The 21,358-nt window shown below is 56.8% G+C and carries 18 protein-coding genes; 9 read left to right on the top strand and 9 right to left on the bottom strand.

Features of this window, described 5'->3' with window-relative positions:
* Positions 1–85: 85 nt before the first annotated feature.
* Both rsmJ and prlC read right to left on the bottom strand, forming a co-directional pair.
* A complete protein-coding gene (rsmJ, locus tag IG609_RS19905) occupies positions 86–832 on the bottom strand; it encodes a 16S rRNA (guanine(1516)-N(2))-methyltransferase RsmJ (protein ID WP_193399010.1) in 747 nt (248 codons plus the stop codon).
* On the bottom strand, positions 829–2,871 hold the full coding sequence (gene prlC / locus IG609_RS19900) for an oligopeptidase A (protein ID WP_039284904.1): 2,043 nt from the start codon (positions 2,869–2,871) through the stop codon (positions 829–831). The genes rsmJ and prlC overlap by 4 nt, the downstream gene beginning before the upstream one ends.
* Before the next feature lie 321 nt (positions 2,872–3,192).
* On the opposite strand from prlC, the gene IG609_RS19895 reads away from it, so the two are divergent.
* The 7 genes from IG609_RS19895 (at position 3,193) to IG609_RS19865 (ending at position 12,403) form a co-directional block, all read left to right on the top strand.
* Entirely contained in the window at positions 3,193–5,742 is a 2,550-nt protein-coding gene (locus IG609_RS19895) for a TonB-dependent receptor (RefSeq protein ID WP_193399011.1), read from the top strand.
* Between the two features lie 179 nt (positions 5,743–5,921).
* Positions 5,922–6,434 (top strand): sigma-70 family RNA polymerase sigma factor, encoded by a 513-nt coding sequence (locus IG609_RS19890; RefSeq protein WP_010296516.1) that lies wholly within the window; start codon positions 5,922–5,924, stop codon positions 6,432–6,434.
* Complete coding sequence (locus tag IG609_RS19885) at positions 6,431–7,420, top strand: FecR domain-containing protein (RefSeq protein WP_193399012.1); 990 nt, start codon at positions 6,431–6,433, stop codon at positions 7,418–7,420. The genes IG609_RS19890 and IG609_RS19885 overlap by 4 nt, the downstream gene beginning before the upstream one ends.
* 200 nt (positions 7,421–7,620) lie before the next feature.
* Positions 7,621–8,442 carry an energy transducer TonB family protein gene (locus IG609_RS19880; RefSeq protein ID WP_193399013.1) on the top strand — a complete coding sequence of 274 codons (822 nt, stop codon included), beginning with the start codon at positions 7,621–7,623 and terminating at the stop codon, positions 8,440–8,442.
* A 465-nt stretch (positions 8,443–8,907) separates the two neighbouring features.
* Positions 8,908–9,750, top strand: coding sequence for a 23S rRNA (adenine(2030)-N(6))-methyltransferase RlmJ (locus tag IG609_RS19875; protein WP_102118774.1), 843 nt, complete (start codon positions 8,908–8,910; stop codon positions 9,748–9,750).
* A 128-nt stretch (positions 9,751–9,878) separates the two neighbouring features.
* A complete protein-coding gene (gorA, locus tag IG609_RS19870) occupies positions 9,879–11,231 on the top strand; it encodes a glutathione-disulfide reductase (RefSeq protein WP_193399014.1) in 1,353 nt (450 codons plus the stop codon).
* A gap of 266 nt (positions 11,232–11,497) precedes the next feature.
* On the top strand, positions 11,498–12,403 hold the full coding sequence (locus IG609_RS19865) for a siderophore-interacting protein (RefSeq protein WP_193399015.1): 906 nt from the start codon (positions 11,498–11,500) through the stop codon (positions 12,401–12,403).
* A 33-nt stretch (positions 12,404–12,436) separates the two neighbouring features.
* On the opposite strand, the gene dsbG is transcribed toward IG609_RS19865, so the two are convergent.
* Positions 12,437–13,192, bottom strand: coding sequence for a thiol:disulfide interchange protein DsbG (gene dsbG / locus IG609_RS19860; protein ID WP_193400986.1), 756 nt, complete (start codon positions 13,190–13,192; stop codon positions 12,437–12,439).
* A gap of 267 nt (positions 13,193–13,459) precedes the next feature.
* On the opposite strand from dsbG, the gene IG609_RS19855 reads away from it, so the two are divergent.
* A complete protein-coding gene (locus IG609_RS19855; protein ID WP_039510292.1) occupies positions 13,460–14,083 on the top strand; it encodes a LysE family translocator in 624 nt (207 codons plus the stop codon).
* A 43-nt stretch (positions 14,084–14,126) separates the two neighbouring features.
* Here the strand turns inward: IG609_RS19855 and IG609_RS19850 are convergent, their stop codons facing one another.
* Positions 14,127–14,999, bottom strand: a complete 873-nt coding sequence (locus IG609_RS19850; protein WP_193399017.1) for a LysR family transcriptional regulator — start codon at positions 14,997–14,999, stop codon at positions 14,127–14,129.
* 102 nt (positions 15,000–15,101) lie between these two features.
* Between IG609_RS19850 and IG609_RS19845 the strand changes: the two genes are divergently transcribed.
* On the top strand, positions 15,102–15,611 hold the full coding sequence (locus tag IG609_RS19845; RefSeq protein ID WP_014913676.1) for a phenolic acid decarboxylase: 510 nt from the start codon (positions 15,102–15,104) through the stop codon (positions 15,609–15,611).
* Positions 15,612–15,667: 56 nt separating this feature from the next.
* Here the strand turns inward: IG609_RS19845 and IG609_RS19840 are convergent, their stop codons facing one another.
* Genes IG609_RS19840 through IG609_RS19820 form a run of 5 tightly spaced genes read right to left on the bottom strand, consistent with a single transcriptional unit; the run spans position 15,668 to position 21,343 of the window.
* Positions 15,668–16,801 (bottom strand): alkylhydroperoxidase domain protein, encoded by a 1,134-nt coding sequence (locus IG609_RS19840; RefSeq protein ID WP_193399018.1) that lies wholly within the window; start codon positions 16,799–16,801, stop codon positions 15,668–15,670.
* Positions 16,798–17,832, bottom strand: coding sequence for a putative FMN-dependent luciferase-like monooxygenase (locus tag IG609_RS19835; RefSeq protein ID WP_193399019.1), 1,035 nt, complete (start codon positions 17,830–17,832; stop codon positions 16,798–16,800). Before IG609_RS19835 ends, IG609_RS19840 begins: the two co-directional genes overlap by 4 nt.
* Positions 17,833–17,862: 30 nt before the next feature.
* Positions 17,863–19,545, bottom strand: a complete 1,683-nt coding sequence (locus IG609_RS19830) for a dipeptide ABC transporter ATP-binding protein (RefSeq protein ID WP_193399020.1) — start codon at positions 19,543–19,545, stop codon at positions 17,863–17,865.
* On the bottom strand, positions 19,542–20,402 hold the full coding sequence (locus IG609_RS19825; RefSeq protein WP_193399021.1) for an ABC transporter permease: 861 nt from the start codon (positions 20,400–20,402) through the stop codon (positions 19,542–19,544). The genes IG609_RS19830 and IG609_RS19825 overlap by 4 nt, the downstream gene beginning before the upstream one ends.
* Positions 20,399–21,343, bottom strand: coding sequence for an ABC transporter permease (locus tag IG609_RS19820; protein WP_193399022.1), 945 nt, complete (start codon positions 21,341–21,343; stop codon positions 20,399–20,401). The genes IG609_RS19825 and IG609_RS19820 overlap by 4 nt, the downstream gene beginning before the upstream one ends.
* Positions 21,344–21,358: the final 15 nt, after the last annotated feature.

Here is a 21,358-nt window from a genome sequence, read left to right as displayed (position 1 = left end):
AGACTTTGCAAAAGCAGCGTAGGAAATGCGAAGCAGGCTAAGTTTTTAGTCGCCGATACGCTTAGCGTCGCGGCGACGAGATTGTTCAGGCGGGAAGATAGAAATCGAAGCGGTGGCTTTTGGTTTCCAGCATGGACTGTGCCGGTACGCCAGCCAGCGGCGGCGCATAGTCTGGTCGCTTCACCACGACGCGTTTTTTCGCCAGCGCGCGGGCAGGTTCCAGCAGCGCATCGGCATCGTCATCCGCACCCACCAGCGACTGAAACACGCGCATCTCTTTCTTCACCAGCGCGCTCTTTTGTTTATGCGGGAACATCGGATCGAGATAAACCACATCTGGCGGTGGTGTGATATCGCGAAGTGCGGTCATGCTCGATGCGTGCAGCAGGGTGAGCCGCTCTTGTAGCCACGGGCCAATTTCTGCGTCCCGATAGCCACGCTGCAACCCGTCGTCCAGCAGCGCCGCAACCACTGGATTGCGCTCCACCATGCGTACGTGGCAGCCTAATGCGGCCAGCACGAAGGCATCGCGCCCCAGCCCGGCCGTCGCGTCCACGACATCCGGCAGGTAATCTTTTTTGATACCAACAGCTTTGGCAACAGCCTCGCCGCGTCCGCTGCCAAAGCGGCGACGGTGCGCCATCGCCCCACCAACGAAATCCACGAAAATAGCACCGAGCTTCGGTTCATCCTGCTTGCGCAGCTCCAAACGTTCGGCTGTTAGCACCAGCGCCATGACCGCATCGGGATCGGAAACCAGCCCCCAGCGTGCGGCCAGAGAAGATAAGGCGCCACTATCGGCGCCTTCCTCTGCGATTAAGCAGATGCTCATCCTTTGATGCCGTAATGCGCGAGCATGGCGTCTAACTGCGGTTCACGGCCACGGAAGCGTTTGAACAGCTCCATCGGCTCTTCGGAACCGCCGCGGGTCAGGATGTTATCCAGGAAAGACTGGCCGGTTTCACGGTTGAAGATCCCTTCTTCCTCGAAGCGGGAATAGGCATCTGCCGCCAGCACGTCGGCCCACAGATAGCTGTAGTAGCCTGCGGCATAGCCGCCCGCGAAGATGTGGCTGAACGCGTGCGGGAAGCGGCCCCAACTAGGGCTTGGCACCACGGCCACCTGCGCTTTGATTTCGGCCAGCGTCGGCAGAATCTGTGCGCCTTTCGCAGGATCAAACTCGGCATGCAGACGGAAATCGAACAGGCCGAATTCCAATTGGCGCAGAATGAACAGCGCAGCCTGATAGTTCTTCGCCGCCAGCATTTTATCCAGCAGTTCCTGCGGCAGCGGTTCACCGGTTTCGTGGTGACCGGAGATAAAGGCCAGCGCTTCCGGTTCCCAGCACCAGTTTTCCATAAATTGACTTGGCAGCTCGACCGCATCCCACGGTACGCCGTTGATGCCCGCCACACCGGCGGTATCGATCTGGGTCAACATGTGGTGCAGGCCGTGACCAAATTCGTGGAACAGCGTGGTGACTTCGTCGTGAGTAAACAGCGCGGGTTTGCCGTTGACCGGGCGGTTGAAGTTACAGACCAGATAGGCGACCGGTTTTTGCAGTTCGCCGTTGCCTTTACGCAGTTTACCCGCGCAATCATCCATCCAGGCTCCGCCGCGCTTATGTTCACGGGCGTATAAATCGAGGTAGAAGCTGCCGCGCAGTTCGCCGCTTTCATCGAACAGATCGAAGAAGCGAACGTCTGGGTGCCAGACATCGACGTCTTTACGCTCTTTGGCGGTGATGCCGTAGATGCGTTTAACCACTTCGAACAGGCCGTTCACCGCGCGTTCTTCTGGGAAGTACGGACGAAGCTGCTCGTCGCTGATGGAATATCGATGCTGCTTCTGCTGTTCGCTGTAGTAGGTGATATCCCAGGCCTGCAATTCCTCTACGCCGTAGTGTTCTTTGGCGAAGGCACGCAACTGCGCGAGTTCTTCTTCCGCCTGTGGACGGGCGCGTTTCGCCAGATCGGTCAGGAAATCGAGTACCTGCTGCGGGTTTTCCGCCATTTTGGTCGCCAGCGATTTGTGCGCATAGCTGTCGAAGCCCAGTAGCTGTGCCAGTTCGTGACGCAGTGCCAGCTCTTCTGCCATCACCTCACTGTTGTCCCACTTGCCTGCGTTCGGCCCCTGATCGGAGGCGCGCGTGCCGTAGGCACGGTACATCTCTTCGCGCAGTGCCTGATTGGTGCAGTAGGTCATCACCGGCAGGTAGCTTGGGATATCCAGTGTCAGCAGCCAGCCGTCTTGTTCTTTGGCTTCAGCCTGCGCTTTGGCCGCTGCCAGCGCGCTTTCCGGCATGCCATCCAGCTCGGCGACGTCGGTAATCAGCTTGCTCCAGCCCATCGTAGCATCCAGTACGTTGTTGCTGTACTGCGAGCCAAGTTCGGACAGGCGAGCGGAAATTTCACCGTAGCGTTTCTGTTTTTCTGGCGACAGGCCGATGCCGGACAGTTCAAAATCGCGCAGCGCGTTATCAACCGATTTCTTCTGCGCCAGGCTCAGTGCGGTGTAGTGCTCGCCGTCGCGCAGGCTGCGATAGGCCTGATAGAGTCCGGCATGCTGGCCGACCCAGGTACTGTGTTCGGACAGCAGCGGCAGACATTCTTCATAAACCGCACGCAGCTCCGGGCTGTTCTTCACCGCGTTCAGGTGGCTGATAGGGGAGAAGATGCGACCAAGACGATCGTCGCTGTCTGCTAGCGGCTGGCACAGATTATCCCATGTAAACGGCCCCGCTTGCGCCACCACACGTTCTACCGTCTCGCGGCATTCATCCAGTGCGGACTTCACCGCTGGGACAATATCTTCCGTTTTGATACTGGAGAACGGGGGCAGGGTAAATGAGGTCAGTAATGGATTCGTCATGGTGCCGTCCTGATAATTGTGGGTGATCTCGTTGCCGGTAAGTGGAATCTGTTGAATAAAGGCCGGCAAGGCGGATATCTACTGGGGATTACTCACTAAGATGAGGTCAAGCGCCGTGAAAATCAATGGCAGAGGGATTATCGCTCGTGACCAACGGTGCGTTTTGTGGCCTTGGATAAGCCCCGTTTGTTACCTGAACACGGCGGCGAATGCCGTGTTGAATACGTTTTCCTGAAATTTTTTGCACTTTCCCTGCCCGATTTGGTTTTTCGCGTGACCTACCTGGTGTGTCTTTTTTTTCAATACTTCAGGGGAATGACAATGGCGATAAACAATCATAAGGGCGGGCGCATTGCGCACAAACCCGCCTTGACGGTGGCGCGGGCAGTGCATTTGGCGCTGTCCGGCGTGTTGATCTTGAGTGCCGGAACGGTCAGTTCGGTGCTGGCGGCGGAAACGCCGACAGCTGTCGCGGCGCCGACAGTGACGTTTTCTATCCCCGCTGGGCAACTAGGAACCACGTTGCAGGCCGTTGCCAGCCGCGCCAATGTCATTCTCACGTTTTCTCCCGATCAAACACAGAATAAAACCAGCGGGAGCGTTCAGGGAAGCTACACCGTTCAGGAAGCTTTTGCGGCTGCGCTGGCGGGAACGGGACTGAGTGCGGTACAGACGGCCACGGGCTATCGGCTGGAATCCGCGCTTGCCGCCGAAGGAAGCGACGGCAGCCTGATGATCCCGACGCTTTCGGTTGTTGGTGGCACATCGGACAGCGCCGCCGCCGGACGTTCGGTGTTGCGTCAGGCCGATGTTGACCGCGTGCAGGCCGATAATATTGCCAGCCTGCTCGATAAACTCCCCGGCGTATCGATGGCGGGGTCACCCCGTCCGGGTGGGCAAAGCCTGAATATCTGGGGCATGGGCGACATGGAAGACGTCAAAGTCGTGCTGGACGGCGCGCCGAAAGGCTTTGAGAAATACCGCCAGGGCTCGGTATTTATTGAGCCTGAGCTGATTAAGCGGATCGACGTCGATAAAGGCCCGCATGACATTCGCAGCGGCAACGGCGGCTTTGGCGGTACCATTCACGTTGATACCAAAGACGCTAGCGATCTGCTGCTGCCGGGAGAAAATTTCGGTGGGATGACGAAATACAGCTATCACACCAACGATCGGCAAAATATCTACAGCGGCGCGCTGTATGGCCGCACGGAAGACGGGATGGCTGACGGCCTGCTCTACATGAGCAAGCGCGATGGCGACAACATCGAACGCCCTGATGGCACGCGCTTTGTCTATTCGACCAGCGACATGGCGTCCTATTTACTGAAGACCAACATCTATCTGACGGATTCACAGACACTGACGCTCTCGGCCATGCGTTCCGAATCTGATGGCTGGCAGCCGTTTGCTGCGAAGCGTGACGATATGACAGCACCTTCACAAAGGGACATTGATCTCTACGGTTGGGAAGAAGCCTGGCTGCGCAAGCTGGTTTATCGCGATCAGGTGGATAAGAACTACTCGCTGAAATGGAATATCGCGCCGGAGGATAAGCCGTGGCTGAATCTGACGGCGTCATTTGCCACCTCAAAAACCGAACAGCATGACAAACGCCCTGATTCGGCGTCACAAGACAGTTTTCTGGGGACGCTGGGGAATGAAAGCTGGGTGAGCTATAAAGATCAACTGGCGGAGGTCAGTAACGAAAGTCAGTTCACCACTGGCCCGCTCGATCATAAGCTGCTGGTGGGTATGCGCTGGCACCAGCATAAGCGCGACACGCTGATCTATTATCCGTCCGGTAAGAATAGCGTTGAGTATAACTATGGCTATTTCCAGCCTCACTATATGCCGGCAGGCGAACAGGAAACCCGCAGCCTGTATCTACAAGATGCGGTGACGTTGGGCAGAGTGACGATAACGCCGGGCGTGCGTTATGACCATGTGACTAACACTGGTCAGCCCAACGTTGCCCCGCGTTATAACAGCAGTAGCCTGTCCGCAGGACATGATTACAGCAGCGTGACCTATACCGGCTGGTCGCCACGTATTGGGGCGTTGTGGAAGGCGACGGACAATCTGTCGCTGTTTGCCGATGCCAGCCGTACCTGGCGTGCGCCCGTCATTGATGAACAGTATGAAGTGCAGTCAGCGACCTCGGGTGTGCCGGGAAGTAGCCGTAATCTGGATGTGGAAAGCATCAAAGGCATCCGTCTAGGGGCGATTCTGGATTTCAACCACCTGGTGCTGGAAGAAGACAGTCTGCAAATTCGCACCACGCTGTTCCGTAACCGTGGCAAAAACGAAATTTTCAAACGCACCGGTGTTTATTGCGCGGCATCTTCCCAGACGGGCAGCAATTCTTCCTGCGCTGGGCCGTTGTCGGTTTACCGCAACCTGCCGGGCTATACCATTGAAGGGGTTGAGATTGAATCCTTCTACGACAGCCGCTGGCTGTTTGGCAGCCTGTCCTTCTCCTCGATTCGTGGAGAACGTGATGCATCGCCGCGTAACCCATGGGGCAATAAAACCTGGATCGCCGAAATACCACCGACGACAGCACACGCCACGCTGGGTACCAAAATCCCGAGTCTGGATATGGCCGTAGGTTGGACGGGGGATTTTGTGCGCAAGCAGGATCGTTCACCTGCCGATGGCGACCCGCTCGCTTCTGGTTGGGCGTTACCGAAGACGAAGGGATATGTGCTGCATGGTCTGTTTGCCAGTTGGCAGCCGCAGACGATAAAAGGATTCGAAGCGCGTGTGACGGTTGATAACCTGCTGAATACCGACTACTACCCGTATCTGGGCGAATCGGTGTCCGGCGTAGGACGTAACGTGAAAATCAGCGTGTTACAGCGTTTCTGATTGCGATGCTCGGGGCGGCTAGCCTTGCCGCCCCGTTCGCGAGGGGTGTTGCATGGGCGTAATGTAAATTCAGCAAATTTGAATAATTTTCGTTTCGGAACTTGACAGTCAGAGGGAAAAAACATAAATAAGAACGATTATCATTCTTATGTTTAAATAGTGCTCTGGGGTAAAGTTCGATGGTGAGGAAAGCGACGGCCAGCGTTAATGACTTTGCCCAGCAGCTCTATTTCGATCACCACCGATGGTTGTGTAACTGGTTGCGCCATAAACTGGATTGCGCCCAGCATGCGGAAGATCTGGCACAGGACACATTCCTGAGCGTGCTGATGAACCCAGAACTGCTCACGATTCGCCAGCCGCGCCCGTTTCTGGCTACCGTGGCTCGCCGTTTGGTCGCCAACCATTACCGCCGTAAAAAGATTGAAGATGCCTATCTGGATGTGCTGAGCACGCAGCCGGATGCTTGTATGCCCTCTCCGGAAACGCGTCTGCTTACCCTCGAAATTCTTGAACAGCTTGATGCTGCATTGGATGGCCTGCCAGCGCCGGTCAGGGAAGCGTTCCTGCTGGCGCACCTCCACGGTATGCGCTACAGCGATATCGCCGAACGCTTGCGGGTTTCCAGCAGTTCGGTGAAACAGTATCTGCAACGCGCCAACCTCCAGTGTTTCTTTGCGCTGCCGCTATGAACGATCGCACGTTTTATCGTGACCGACAGGGTCAGCCGATTCAGCCGGACAGCGCGCGTGAAGCGGTGGCGTGGCTGACTCAGCTGATGTCCGACAGCGTCACGGAACAGGATCGCCGCGAGTGGCAGCGTTGGCGGGAAGCCTCGCCGGATAACGAACAGGCGTGGCAGCATATCGAATCCGTGTGTGCCAATCTGGGTCAGCTTAACGCACGGGCGGCACACCAGAGCCTGTCGACGCTTAACGGTATGCAGCGTCGCAGCGTACTCAAAGCGCTGGCGATTCTCTGTCTGACCGGCGGCGCTGGCGTGGCGGGATCGCGCACCGACCTCTGGCAGTCGTTGACGGCGGATTACCAGACGCAGGTCGGTGAACAGCGCCATGCGGTATTGGACGATGGTACGACGCTGCTGCTGAATACGCAGACGGCGCTGAATGTGGCCTACGGTGACGATCTACGTCAGCTTACGCTGATTCGCGGTGAAGTCATGATCGAAACCGGTCAGGCGGAGAAGGCCGCGTTGTATCCGCGTCCTTTCATTGTGACGACGGCACAGGGAAAAGTGCAGGCGCTGGGTACGCGCTTCAGCCTGCGAGTGCAGGATGAACACACGCAGGTGGCGGTGTATGACGGTGCGGTAAGGCTTCATCCGCAGCAGAACGGTCAGGATATACAGGTGGTGAAAAGCGGACAGATGGCGACGTTCACCACGCAGCGCTGTGGCCAGATAGCGGCGGCGAAGGCAGAGCCTTCTTGGGTGAAAGGACAACTGCTGGCGGATAATCAGCGTCTGGTGGATTTTGTTGATGAACTGAGCCGCTATCGCAGCGGTATCATTCGTTGCCAGCCAGAGGTGGAGAGCCTGCGATTTTCCGGCGTCTTCCCGCTGTCTGATACCGATAATATTTTAGCGGCGCTGGTGGAGGCGCTTCCTGTACAGGTGCGTTATTTCTCTCGCTACTGGGTTCAGATTGCTGAGCGATAAAATATCCTGCTAAAACGTAATAACATTACTTTTTATGCTGTTTTCACTTTTTTTCTGCCCGATCCCCGTAGCTGAACGACCTACTATTATCTGCTGTCCGTTTTATCCTAACGATGTGATGAAGAACGCATGATGACCTCCTCAGAGCCCCATTCATTGAGAGTGCAGCCCCTGTCTCCACGGCGAGGGGCAGTAGGCTAATGGCTGCACAGACGCTGCAATACAATACGATTCAGCCCGCCACGACGGTTCGTTGGGGGAGCGGCTGGCTGCTGGCATTGGCGTTACACGCGGGGCTGATTGTCTGGATTAGCTACCATGCGCTTGATTCCTCCATTGAAGCGCCGCCGCCCGCCATGATGTTGATGGTGGCGGATAGCGTGCAATCGACTCCCAGCCCTCAGGATGCGCCTGTCGGCCCGCAGCAGACGCTGTCCACGCCGCAAGAAGCGGCGACTCAGCCGGAAAAAATGACGCAGGAGGTGCCTCTGCTTGCGCCCGCGCCGAAGCCGGTGATGGCGGCGGCACAAAAGGAAAAGCCGCAGCCGCAGAAAAAAGTGCAGAAAAAAATGGAAAAACCGGTGCAGGAGACCACGCCACAGGAAGAGATTGCGCCATCGGAAAAACCGCCCGCGCCCGTCACCAGCGCGCCGCTGCCTGGCAGCAGCCAGCAAGTCGCTGCGCCGTATAACAGCGATGCCGCGCAGATGCGCAAAGGGGTGGCGGACTGGAGCAGCCAACTGCTGGCACACCTGAGCCGCTATAAACGTTATCCGGCACAGGCGGTGCGGCAGCGATTACAGGGCGTCGCCCAGATTCGCGTGACGTTGGATCGGACGGGGAGTGTGCTGGCCGTCTCGTTAGCCAGCAGCAGCGGAGTGATGCCGCTGGATAAGGAATCTGTCGCCTTGCCGCAGCGTGCTCAGCCGCTTCCGGCTCCGCCAGCAGAGGTGATAGGGGATAATGCGCAGCTCACCATCACCATCCCCATTAGCTTTGATTTACGGGAAGTTCGCCGCTAGCGGGAATCTACTAACGTGGCGTGTGCGCATCATAGCCTGCATAAAAAAGAGGTATATTATTGCCCTGCTCGCCGAACGGGCTATTGATCTGCGCCTGATGGGCACTCTGGGAATCGGTAGTGCACGCGGAATGGTTAATAAGGAAGAACAGCATGACGCACCCGCAAGACGCTTCTTTGGCGATTGATTGGTCTCGATCTGGGCACGACGAACAGCCTGATTAGCGTTTGACAACATGGCGAGGCCCGCCTGATACCAAATGCGCTGAATGATAACTTCACGCCCTCGGCCGTCAGTATTGATGAAAAACGGCCATGTTTCTCAATTTACTGATTTAAGAGATAAAAATGGCTGGTTTGCGGGGCGGCTCGCAGAGGGGAGCGTTTGACGGGATATTTTCCGTCGCAGGCGGTTATACTGTCGGTTAATCGACGTTATTTATGAAAACTTCACCGGAAAGCAAGCATGCTAAGTTACCGCCACAGTTTCCATGCCGGCAATCACGCCGACGTGCTGAAACACACCGTTCAGAGCCTGATCATCACTGCCCTGAAAGAGAAAGAAAAACCTTTCCTGTATCTCGATACTCATGCGGGTGCTGGCCGCTATCAGCTCAGCGGCGAACACGCCGAGCGCACGGGGGAGTATCTGGATGGCATCGCGAAAATCTGGCAGCGTGATGACATTCCGGCTGAACTCGAACCTTACATGCAGGCCGTGCACACCTATAACCACAATGGGCGGCTGCGCTATTACCCCGGCTCCCCGCTGATTGCCCGCCAACTGCTGCGCGAACAGGACAAGCTCCACCTGACCGAACTTCACCCCAGCGATTTCCCGCTGCTGCGCAATGAATTCCAGAAGGATTCGCGCACCAAAGTGCTGCGTGACGATGGCTATCAGCAGTTGAAATCACAACTGCCGCCGCTTTCCCGTCGGGGATTTGTGCTGATCGATCCACCTTATGAGCTGAAAACGGACTATCAGGCCGTGGTGAAAGGCATTCAGGAAGGGCATAAACGCTTTGGCACAGGCGTATTTGCGCTGTGGTATCCGGTGGTGCTGCGTCAGCACATCAAACGCATGCTGAAAGAGCTTGAAGCTACGGGCATTCGCAACATTCTGCAAATTGAGCTGGCGGTGCTGCCGGACAGCGATCGCTACGGCATGACGGCGTCTGGCATGATTGTGATTAACCCGCCGTGGAAGCTGGCATCTCAGATGAAGAGCGTGCTGCCGTGGCTGCATAGCGTACTGGTACCAGAAGGCACCGGACATACGCTGGTGGAGCAAATCGTACCGGAGTAATGCGCCCCGTTGCGGTGGGTGACCCGGTTGATTTTTCTTATCGCAACCATAGGCATAACCTTTATTCGGCGTATGGCTCTGGCGTTACACTCTAGGCAAATTTTATTCACTTAAGCATGGATACACTGATGACCAAACACTATGACTACCTTGCTATTGGCGGCGGCAGCGGCGGTATCGCGTCTATTAACCGCGCGGCGATGTATGGACAAAAATGTGCGTTGATCGAAGCAAAATATCTGGGTGGCACCTGCGTCAACGTCGGCTGTGTGCCGAAGAAAGTGATGTGGCATGCGGCGCAGATTGCCGAAGCGATCCATCAGTACGGGCCGGATTACGGGTTCGATACCACGGTAAACCAGTTTAACTGGGGCACGCTGGTTAAGAACCGTAGCGCCTATATCGATCGTATCCACCAGTCGTACGATAACGTGCTGGGTAAGAATAAAGTCGATGTCATCCACGGTTTTGCCCGCTTTGTCGATGCGCACACGGTGGAAGTGAACGGCGAGAAAATTACGGCTGACCATATCCTGATCGCGACCGGCGGTCGTCCGGTTCACCCTGCTATTCCCGGTGCGGAATACGGTATCGATTCCGACGGTTTCTTTGAGCTGGATGCGTTGCCGAAGCGTACGGCTATCGTCGGTGCAGGCTATATCGCGGTAGAGATTGCCGGCGTGCTAAACGGACTGGGTTCTGAAACTCACCTGTTTGTGCGTAAACACGCACCGCTGCGCAGCTTCGATCCGCTGATTGTCGACACGCTGGTGGAAGTGATGAACACCGAAGGGCCGACGCTGCATACCGAATCGATCCCGAAAGCGATTGTGAAGAATGCCGATGGCAGCCTGACGCTGGAGCTGGAAAACGGCCAATCACAGACTGTTGATTGCCTGATTTGGGCGATTGGTCGTGAACCCGCGACGGATAACCTGAACTTGAGCGTCACCGGTGTAGCGCTGAACGACAAAGGCTACATTAACGTCGATAAATTCCAGAACACCAACGTTCCTGGCATTTATGCCGTAGGTGATAACACCGGTGCCGTCGAGCTAACGCCGGTTGCTGTCGCGGCGGGGCGTCGTTTGTCCGAACGTCTGTTTAATAACAAGCCGGACGAGCATCTGGATTACAGCAACATCCCGACCGTCGTCTTCAGCCACCCGCCGATTGGCACCGTTGGGCTGACCGAACCGCAGGCGCGTGAGCAGTACGGTGACGATCAGGTGAAAGTCTATAAATCTGCCTTCACCGCGATGTACACCGCCGTTACGCAGCACCGCCAGCCGTGCCGCATGAAGCTGGTCTGCGTGGGTAAAGAAGAAAAAATCGTCGGCATCCACGGCATCGGTTTTGGTATGGACGAAATGCTGCAAGGCTTCGCGGTCGCCGTCAAAATGGGCGCAACCAAGAAAGACTTCGACAACACCGTTGCTATCCACCCGACTGCGTCAGAAGAGTTTGTGACGATGCGGTAATGGCGTAGTAGTAAAGGAAAGCGGGTCTTACTGCTTTTATGAAAAACGAAAATGTGCTGGTTGAATAGTGAACTATTTGGCCGGCATTTTTTATGCCCGCTCAGGACGGCTTCTGGCCGGCGAGATGAAGAAAATGCTGCTTTTATCACGACATTCATCTGAATGGTGATAATGATTATCGTTAGTGTTTTGTTTATGGCAAGTTGCGGTGAATGGGGTTTATCCCGTGAACTGATTTTCCTTACAAAACATACGGTTTTCTCACTATGTCTTTAGCTACCCGTACAACGTCTTCCGCCTATCGGCTGTTCAACTTACGCTTAGAGAGTAAGACGTTACTCTCACCTTCATTCGCTCGCTGCGTGTTCACCGGCCCGGAAGTGCGCCAGATGAAACTGGATGCGCCGGATCAGCGCATCAAGCTGCTGTTCGCCAGTGAAAGCGGGGAGCTGACGCCGATGGCCGTGAGCGATACTTGGTATCAGGACTATCTGGCGCTGCCGCGTGAGCGTCGTCCGATTTTGCGCACCTATACGCTGCGTTCCGTTTCACGCGAGTCACAGCAGGCAACGATCGATTTTGTGCTGCACGGTGATACCGGGCCTGCCTCAAGCTGGGCGGGCCACGCTAAGCCGGGCGATGCGCTACAGATTGTCGCGCCCAATGCAGAGGCTGATGGCGACAGCGGTGGCTATGAATGGGCACCGCATGAGGGCGTTGAGCAGGTGCTGCTGATTGCAGATGAAACGGCGCTGCCAGCGGCAATGGGAATTCTTGAACAGCTGGCTACCCAGACTTCTCCTCCGTCGGTACAGGCTTTTTTTGAAGTGCCGAAAGTGGCTGACTGCGTGACAGCAGGCGACTTCCCGTTTGCGCAGATTCACTGGCTGCCGCGTGAGGAAACGGGCAGCGCAGTATGGGGCGAACGCCTGCTGGCTGCGGTGCAGCAGGACGTGAAGATTCCCGCCAGCGCCTGTACTAACCGTGATGAGAGCGCACAGGAAACGCCGGAAGACGAGCTACTGTGGGAACGGGCAACGGCACATCGCCCGTTTTACGCCTGGGCGGCGGGAGAGTCTTCCGCCATCAAACGGCTGCGCCGCTATCTGCTCGACGAGCGGCACCTCGATAAAGAGACGATCAACTTTATGGCGTATTGGTCGCATCGCTAAGAGAAACGTCAGGAGGGAGATTCCCTCCTGTGCCTATTTCCCCATCATCTCCGCCAGCTGCTGTGCATCCGGCAGCCCGACGACCTGCTGTAGCTCATTCTTATCATTCAGGTAATAGATGGCGGGCGTGACGTTTGCACCCAGTTCATCCATTAGTCGCTGATTATGCTGAATGTTATTCCAGATATCGCGTGATGAGTCCTTGGGGAACGGGGGCACCGTTTTGCCGTTCGACAGCTCATATTCATGCCAGGTTTTAGCCGGATCGCTGGCGGCAAGAATCGCAGCGGCATAACGCCCGCTTTCCGGTTTGATGACGCCAACCAGTAGCGTTTGCAGTTGGACTTTTCCTGCTTTTACCCACGGCTGTGCCTGTTGCCTGAACTGTTTGCAGTACGGGCAGAATGGGTCGGCAAAGACGATGATTTTACGCGGCGCATCCTTCGCCCCTTCGGTAATAAACGGCGCCTGCTGTAATTTCTGCCACATCTCCCGACCGGCAGGCACATACACTTCCTGCTGAATTAGCGCTTCACTCAGATTGTTGCCGTGTTCGTCATACATATAGCCCGAAATGGCATGCTTACCGTCCGGCGTTAAGTAGATGGTCACCCCCACGCCCTGATAGCTACCCAGCCAGCCTTGCACGCCGCCGGGGGCAGTGAACGGTTTGATGATCGTAATACCTTGTTTTTCGATGCTCTTCACCGCATCTGGCAGAGCATCTTGCGCCAGAGAAGGCGCGGAAAGCGTCAATAAAGCGAGCGTGAGGAAGACGCGTTTTATCATGGTGTTGCACCTGTATTGTGAGTCATTGCCTGCCGGATAGCGTAGCGGAAGGCAACCGGCTGGGGGAGTTTATTTACGCTTTTTGAATCTGGGCCTGATGTGAGCTGTCGCTATACGATCTTGGCTGAAGAGATGTGTTGGGTAGGGTCAGGCTCTGTCGTATATTACGCGGAGCTTAATTAGGATTGTTTGTCGGTTGTCTTGCACCATTCTTCTCGCAGAGAAGAATGCGTTTTGTGGTTTTCCCTGCTGGAGTGATGAATTACCGTGACGTTGACCGAATCGCTGATTGCTTTTACGTTTGCCGCGACGATATTAACCCTGACGCCGGGTTTGGACACGGCATTGATTTTACGCACCGCGACCGTTGAAGGCAGTAAGAAAGCCTTCCATGCGGCGTTTGGTATTCAAGTCGGCTGCCTGATTTGGGGCGCGATGGTGGCGTTTGGTCTGGGAACGCTGATTGCGGCGTCGGAACTGGCCTATAACATCCTGAAATGGTGCGGTGCGGCGTATCTCTGTTGGCTGGGTTTGCAAATGATCCTGAAACCCAGAACCGAGCTGGTGATGGCGGCGTCACAAGACGCACCGAAGCAGCAGAACTGGTTTCTCCGTGGCATGTTGGGTAACGTACTCAACCCGAAAATTGGCGTGTTCTATGTTTCATTCCTGCCGCAGTTTATCCCTGCCGGCCATTCGGTCGTGCTGTGGACTTACCTGCTTGTTCTTATTCACGTCTTTATCGGCACGCTGTGGTCGTCCACGCTGATTGCCGCTACGCGCCCGCTGTCGCGTTTTTTGCGTCGTGGTTCCGTAGTGAAGTGGATGGACCGAACGACAGGCGTTCTCTTTCTGGCATTCGCCGCGCGTCTGGCTTTGTCCCGGCGGTAGGACGGCTTTAGCATCGATATTATCGATAAACGCCCCTCATACCTCAGAGCCTGCCGAACAGTAGCGCGATGAGCGTGAGGATCGCTTTACTGAGCGCCTGCCCTTTCTCTTCTGCTAACAGATAGAGTGGGGTGGTGCGCCTTTCCCCCTGTTGCAACGGTAATATTTGCAATTCGCCCCGCGTAATGTGTTCTGCAATTCGTGCTTCCGGCAGCCAGCCATAGCCCACCTGATGCAAAACGGCCTGCGTAGCGGCTTCAAACGTGGTGAATGTCCAACTCTCGGCGGAGGAAGGCTGCGTATGTGGTGTTGTGCGCGTCACGATCTCTACGCAAGGGTAGTGAGACAGTGCCTCGTGGCTTAACGGCGCGGGGAGTGCGAAAAGCGGATGGTAGCAGTGGGCAACAGCGACAAAATCAACGTTCATCAGCCATTGCCCAGCGAGGCCGTCGAGCTCACGCTGTGTGATGACGTAAATGTCCGCATCGCGTGCCTTCAACTGTTCCGGCGTTTCATTGCGCAGTACTTCGGTCAGGTGGATACGTGTGGCCGGATGCTGTTTTTGAAAGGTGCTGAGCAGGTGAAATAGGCGATCTTTGGGGAAGGTGCTGTCAACCACCAGGTTGATGCTGGACTGTTCACCCATTTTCAGTGAATGGGCGCGGGCCTCCAACGCATGAAACGAACGTATTACGGGCCGCACCTGTGCGAGTAGATTTTCGCCTTCTGGCGTGAGCTCGGCTTTGCGTCCGTGGATCGTGAGTAGCGCGATGCCCAATCGCTCTTGCAGCAGAGCAAGCTGGTAGCTGACCGAAGACTGACTGCGATGAAGCGCATTTGCCGCCTGTGTATAGCCGCCCAAATCAATAACTGACTGAAGGATTTCCCACTGTTCCAGCGTCGTCTTTGCCAGCATCTTTAATACATCTAAATATTGAATGAGTTTCCCTGAAAAATAGCGTTATTCATCGAATTAATAAAGCTCTAAAGTGAATTCACACACTTCAGGAGAACGATAATGCCTTCATTCAATCAACACGATCTGAGCCATTTTGTAGGGAAACACCTGGTATATACCTATGATAATGGCTGGAATTACGAGCTGTATGTCAAAAATGCCAACACCATAGACTACCGCATTCATAGCGGTATCGTGGGTAATCGTTGGGTTAAGGATCAGCAGGTGTATATCGTACAGGTCGCCCGCGAGGTGTATAAGATTTCATGGACAGAACCGACGGGAACAGACGTCAGCCTGATTGCGAATATTGCCGATAAGATTTTCCACGGCACTATCTTCTTCCCGCGTTGGATCATCAATAATCCTGAAAAAACAGTATGCTTCCAGAACGAACACATTGCTGAAATGGAAGCCTATCGCGATGCGGGCCCAGCGTACCCTACCGAAGTTATCGATGAATTCGCCACCATCACGTTCATCCGCGACTGTGGTGAGAACAACAACGAAGTCATCAACTGTCCTGCCAGCGAATTGCCTGCGGATTTCCCTGCTTACCTGAAAAAATAAAGACCGAAAGGCGACACGCAGCAGTGCCGCCTGATTCGCTATAGTGCAACGCTGATTTAATGCTCCGGCCAGAACGGTTCGCCTAGCGTGAGCATCAGTCGGTTGGCCCATGAGAAGAAGGCGGCCGACTGCACCACATCGACAATCTCTAGCGTTTCCAATCCCTGTTCTTGCAACTGTTTCAGGTCGTTTGCGTTGACCTGCGCGGGCGTGGCGGAAAGGCGTGCCGAGAAATCGATAATCGCCTGCCAGCGCGGGCTGTGGCCGATGCTCAAATCCCCGCCGGGGACGACGTCCAGCAGCCGCTGCACATCGCCGTCCTGCTTGGATAGCTGGCTGGCTTTACGCGCGTGTACCGAGGCGCAGTAGATGCAGCCGTTGACCTTGCTGGTGACGGCGGCGATCAGTTCACGCTCCTTGCGCGGCAGGCCGCCTGCGGTATAGAAAATCCCTTTATCCGTCAGCGTGCGCTGTTCCAGCACCGGAAGATTGCGGCCTAGCAGACGGAAATAGTCGGAATCGGTGTGGCCGAAGCGCGCCAGAATCGCCTGCTCATCGGCATTGAAGGCGGCCAGCGGTTTGGGGGCGATCCACGGTTCCCAGCCCAGTTCTGCCTGAGTAAACGCCTGCGGCGCAGACTTACCGCTGTGCGTCTGCGGTTGGGTATGCCACTGACCTGCGACAGCGGCCTGAGAATGCGGTTGGCTGACGCGATGACCGGCAATCAGGCGATAGCCACGCAGCAATCGGCTTTGAAAATTCACAAACGCGATGAGCTGCGACAGCGTCACGATGTCGTCTACCGACCAGCCCGCCTGCTCCAGCGCGTCGACGTGGGACGCCGAGGCCTGCACAGGCGTTTTCGTCAGACGCTCGGCATGGTCCAGCGCCAGCTTTAGCGTAGGTGTCAGCGCGGGTTCCGGGAAGTCCACCAGCCGCTCGGCATAAAAATGCTGTAGCTGATCGTCCTGCTGCCAGCCGCTGATTTTGGTCGCAAACCAGAAGCGCAGCGATAGCGGAAATGTCGCATCGTCTGCGGCGTCGGCGTTAAACAGCGCATCGTAGCTGCCCTGAGTGTGGCGGGTTGCCGCCTCACGGGTTTTTCTGGCGGCGGCGAGGGCAGAATCCGAGCTGATTTCAGCAAGCGCATCCAGTACGTCATAGGTGTGTAACGTGTTAGCGTGCGTCATGCAATCTCCTGCCCGAGCGGGCTTTTCTGTTTGACGGCGGGTCTCCAGCCCAATGCCGGGGCCACCTGAGTGGCAATCAGTTCAAGCGAGCGCAGAATCAGCGCATGCGGCGGATCGATGGAATGCACCTGGAATGTCACATCGGTCGCACGCTCCAGCGAACTGTCTGTCCGCAATGACGCGATGACATCCTGCGCGGTGCCGACATGGCTATCGAAGGAGGCGATCAGCGCCTCTACCGAGTCGTGAGGGATCGCACGGAACGTGCCGGAACGGGCGGCGGAGCGATTAAGCCCTTTTTCTGCCAGAGTCAGCGCTAATTGACGATCGTCAGCCACAAAAACGCTGCGTGAGCTGAGAATGCGCGGTGTGACGCCCGTAGGCAGTGCGGCCAGATAGGCGTCGATCATCGGATTTTGCAGGTCAGCCAGCGTGGCGTCCGGGAAATGTTCCGGGCGTGGCTGGGTGCGAGAGAGCATCAGACCATCGCCCGCTTTACCCGCTCGTTCCGCGCCTTCGATAGAAAACGTGGCCTGCCAGACGCGCTTATCCAAATGCGGCGCGGCAGGGTAGAGCTGATTACCGTCTTCGCTCAAGGCTTCCCCCCGCCACGCGGCACGCAGTTTTTCCAGATAGCGCCCGAGGATCTGCCCGCGCTGTGTGCTGTCGTGGCCGAATGCGGCAAATGAGGACGGCGTGCCGCCAGAACCTACACCGACTTCCAGCCTGCCATTGCTGAGTAAATCGAGCACGGCGGTGTCTTCCGCTACGCGCAGCGGCTCCTCCATTGGCAGCGTAATCACGCCGGTGCCGAGTTGGATGCGCTGAGTGCGGGCGGCGACCTGCGCCAGAAACACCAGCGGTGAAGGCAGCCCGCCTTCATCAGCGTGAAAGTGGTGCTGTGCGACCCAGGCGCTATCGAATCCTAATTGTTCGGCTTTGACGATCTGTTCCGTCGCCAGCCGATAGCGCTGCTGGGCGGATACGTCATCCAGCAATCGAGTGAAAAATCCCAGCCGTTTCGTTGTCATTCTACAGTCCTTGGTTTAGTGCGACTTTTTTCAAAGTGAATGTGTTTCAGAGTGAATTTTAGCGTGGTGCGAGGGGGCAAAAGCTGGGTGTTTCTGCCCGGGGATGGCCTCGATGAGTTCACGGGTGTAGCGATGTTCGGGCTGGGCGAAGATCTGCTCCACCGGGCCGGATTCAAGCTGCTTGCCGTGGTACAGCACGGAAACGGTGTCGGCGATTTGGCGTACCACCGCTAAATCGTGCGAAATGAACAGGTACGTCAGCCCGAGTGATTCCTGTAATTCAGCCAGTAAACGCAGAATCTGCGCCTGCACGGTGACATCCAGTGCGGAAACGGCCTCGTCCAGCACCAGCACCTGAGGTTCCAGCACCAGCGCCCGGGCGATGGCGACACGCTGGCGCTGGCCGCCGGACAGCTCACGCGGTTTGCGTGACAGCAGCGCGACCGGCAGGGCAACGCGCTCGAACATCTCATGAATTTTTCGCTCCCGCTGCGCGGCGGTATGGCGATTAAAATTACGCAGCGGTTCCTCGACGATGTCGTAGAGACGCTGCGACGGATCGAGCGAGCTAAAAGGGTTTTGATAGACCAACTGGATTTTCTGCCGGAATTGCCGCAGCGCTTCACCTTTCAGATGCGTGATGTCGGTACCGTCGATCAGAATGCGCCCCGCGCTGGGGTGATGGAACCCGAGCAGGCTGCGTGCCGTGGTGGTTTTGCCGGAACCAGACTCGCCAACAATGGCGTGCGTTGTGCCGCGCGCCACGCTGAAAGAAACGTCATCCACGGCCCGAAAATGTTCCCCTTTGCGGCCCGACAGGGGAAAGGTCTGCACCAGATTTTCAACCGAGACAATAATATCGGAAGCATGGTTGCGCGGTGGACGCGGAGTGGGGTTAAGCGACGGCACGTTCGCCAGCAGCGTGCGGGCATAATGGCTTGCGGGCGCGTTGAGCACCTCAAGTGTTGGCCCCTGTTCCTGAATGTAGCCGTTCTGGAAGACCAGCAGCCGATCGGCACGCTCGGCCGCCACCCCCAGATCGTGCGTGACGAACAGCACCGCCGTCCCATTTTCGCGCCGTAGCTCATCGAGCAGATCGAGAATACGTTTCTGCACCGTGACGTCCAGCGCGCTGGTGGGCTCATCGGCAATAATCAGCGCGGGTTTTAGCGCAATCGCAATGGCGATCAGGACGCGCTGTTTCATACCGCCGGACAGCTCATGCGGATACTGCTTTGCGCGCAGCTCCGGCTGGTTTAGCCCCACGCGTTCCAGCAGCGCCAGCGTTTTCTGACGGATAGTCTGACGATCTTCCCGCTGATGAATCCGCAGAATCTCGTCTACCTGCTCGCCGATGGTCTGCACCGGGTTCAGGGAGCTGGTGGGATCTTGCGGGATCAGACTGATCTGTGCACCGCGCACGCTATCCAATCGCTTCTGCGACCAGCCGCTGATATCCACGCCATTTAGCCGAATGGAGCCGCGCGTTAACCTGCCGTTCTCGGCGAGTAAACCGATGACAGCCTGCGCGGTGGTCGTCTTCCCTGAACCGGATTCCCCCACCAGCGCCACCACTTCACCGGGCTGAATATGGAAAGAGACGCCTTCGACCACAGTCTGCTCGCGATCGTCACTGCGATAGGCAATCGTGACGTTTTCCAGAGCCAGTACGGGCACGGCCGCGCTGGTTTGTAAGCTGGCTGACAGGCTCATCGTTCCGTCCTCCTGATCGACTGGCTGATACGGTTAGCGGACAGCACAACGAGTACGACAATCAGGCCGGGGAAGGTGGTTAGCCACCAGGCGGTTGCGATGTAGTTGCGGCCTTCGGCGATCAGCAAACCCCATTCCGGCGTGGGTGGCGGTGCGCCGTAGCCGAGGAAGCTCAGCGTGGAGATAGCCAGAATCGCGCTGCCGAATTGCAGGGCGGCAAAGGCGAAAACGGTAGTCAGTGAGTTCGGCAGGATGTGCCGCCATAGCACGCTGAAAAAGGTGCCGCCGCTGCCATAGGCGGCTTCGACGTAGTCGCTGTGGCGCACGCGCAGCACTTCTGAACGCACCAGTCGGGTGAAACTGGCGACGGAGGTGACGCCCACGGCAATCGCGGCGTTAACCGTGCCGAAACCCAAGAGGATAATGACGCTCAGTGCCAGCAATAGGCCGGGGATAGCCAGTAATACATCAATGCTGCGCATCACGATGCTATCCAGCCAGCCGCCCACCGCGCCCGCCAACAGACCGAACAGGCTGCCGAGCACCAGACCCAGCCCGACGGCGATAACCGCGCCCGAAAGCGAGTGCACCGCGCCATAAACGATGCGCGCATAGAGATCGCGCCCCAACTGGTCGGTGCCGAGCCAGTAGTCGGCGTCAGGTGCCAGCCGCTGTGCGCCCGCGATGCCTTCCGTCGGGCTATAGCCGGTAAACCAGCTGGGGAACAGCGCCCAGAGCGCGACGGTCAGCATAACCAGCCAGGCCAGCAACAGCCCCGGCTGAAAGGCGTAGCGACGCAGCAGAGGCCGCTTGCGCAGAAGAGGAAACGTAATTTTTTCCAGCTGTACGGTAGTCATAGCGTGGCTCCTGGCGTTTTTTTCAGGCGCGGATCGAGAAGGGGATAGAGCAGGTCGACGGCCAGATTGACAACAACAAAGGCGGCAGCGGAAATCAGTACGATGGCCTGCAATACGCTGCTGTCCTGATAGTTCACGGCTTCCTGCGTCAACTGGCCGAGCCCGTTACGGCCAAATACGGTTTCGGTAATCAGTGCGCCCGCAATCAGCTCGCCCAACAGCAGGCCGGCGATGGTCAGTGTGGGCAGCATCGCGTTGCGGGCGATGTGTCGCCAGAGTACGCCGCTGCGGCTGGCGCCTTTGGCACGGGCGACGGCAACAAACGGCTGGGTTTGCACCTGATCGATGCTGCGCATTAGTACTTGGGCAAGCGGAGCGGAAATCGGCAATGCCAGCGTGAGAACGGGCAAAATCAGCCCTTCCCATTCGCCGGGGTTAATCACCGGGATCAGCCCCAGACGGAAAGAGAAAATTTGAATCAGTACGATGCCGAGCCAGAAGGTCGGCACGGAAATAAACAGCGACGGTAGCGATTGAAGCACGGTTCGCAGCCACTGGAACGGCGTTAACGTCGATAAGAACGCGAGGGCAAACGCCAGCAGCCCAGCGGCAATAAAACCCAGCACCGCGAGCAGCAGCGTAGGCGGCAGATTTGCGGCAATCAGCTCGGTGACCGGCACGCCCGCCTGAAGAGAGAGGCCGAGATCGCCCCGCAGGATCTGGGCTATCGCATGAAAATATTGCGTGAGTACCGGTGTATCGGCACCGTAGGACAAACGTAACTGGGCGATCTGCTCGGTGCTGAGGCCGAGCTCTGGGTTTTGGAACTTGATCAGTACCGCATCACCCGGCATCGCTTGAAGCAGGATAAAAGACAGAGTAAATGCCGCCCACAGGACGAGCAGTGCCTGACCGATGCGCAATGCCAGATATCGGTTCATGATGACCTCCTCCTT

The organism is Pectobacterium quasiaquaticum (assembly GCF_014946775.2).
GTDB lineage: Bacteria > Pseudomonadota > Gammaproteobacteria > Enterobacterales > Enterobacteriaceae > Pectobacterium > Pectobacterium aquaticum.
This window is presented reverse-complemented; position numbering and strand designations above follow the sequence as displayed.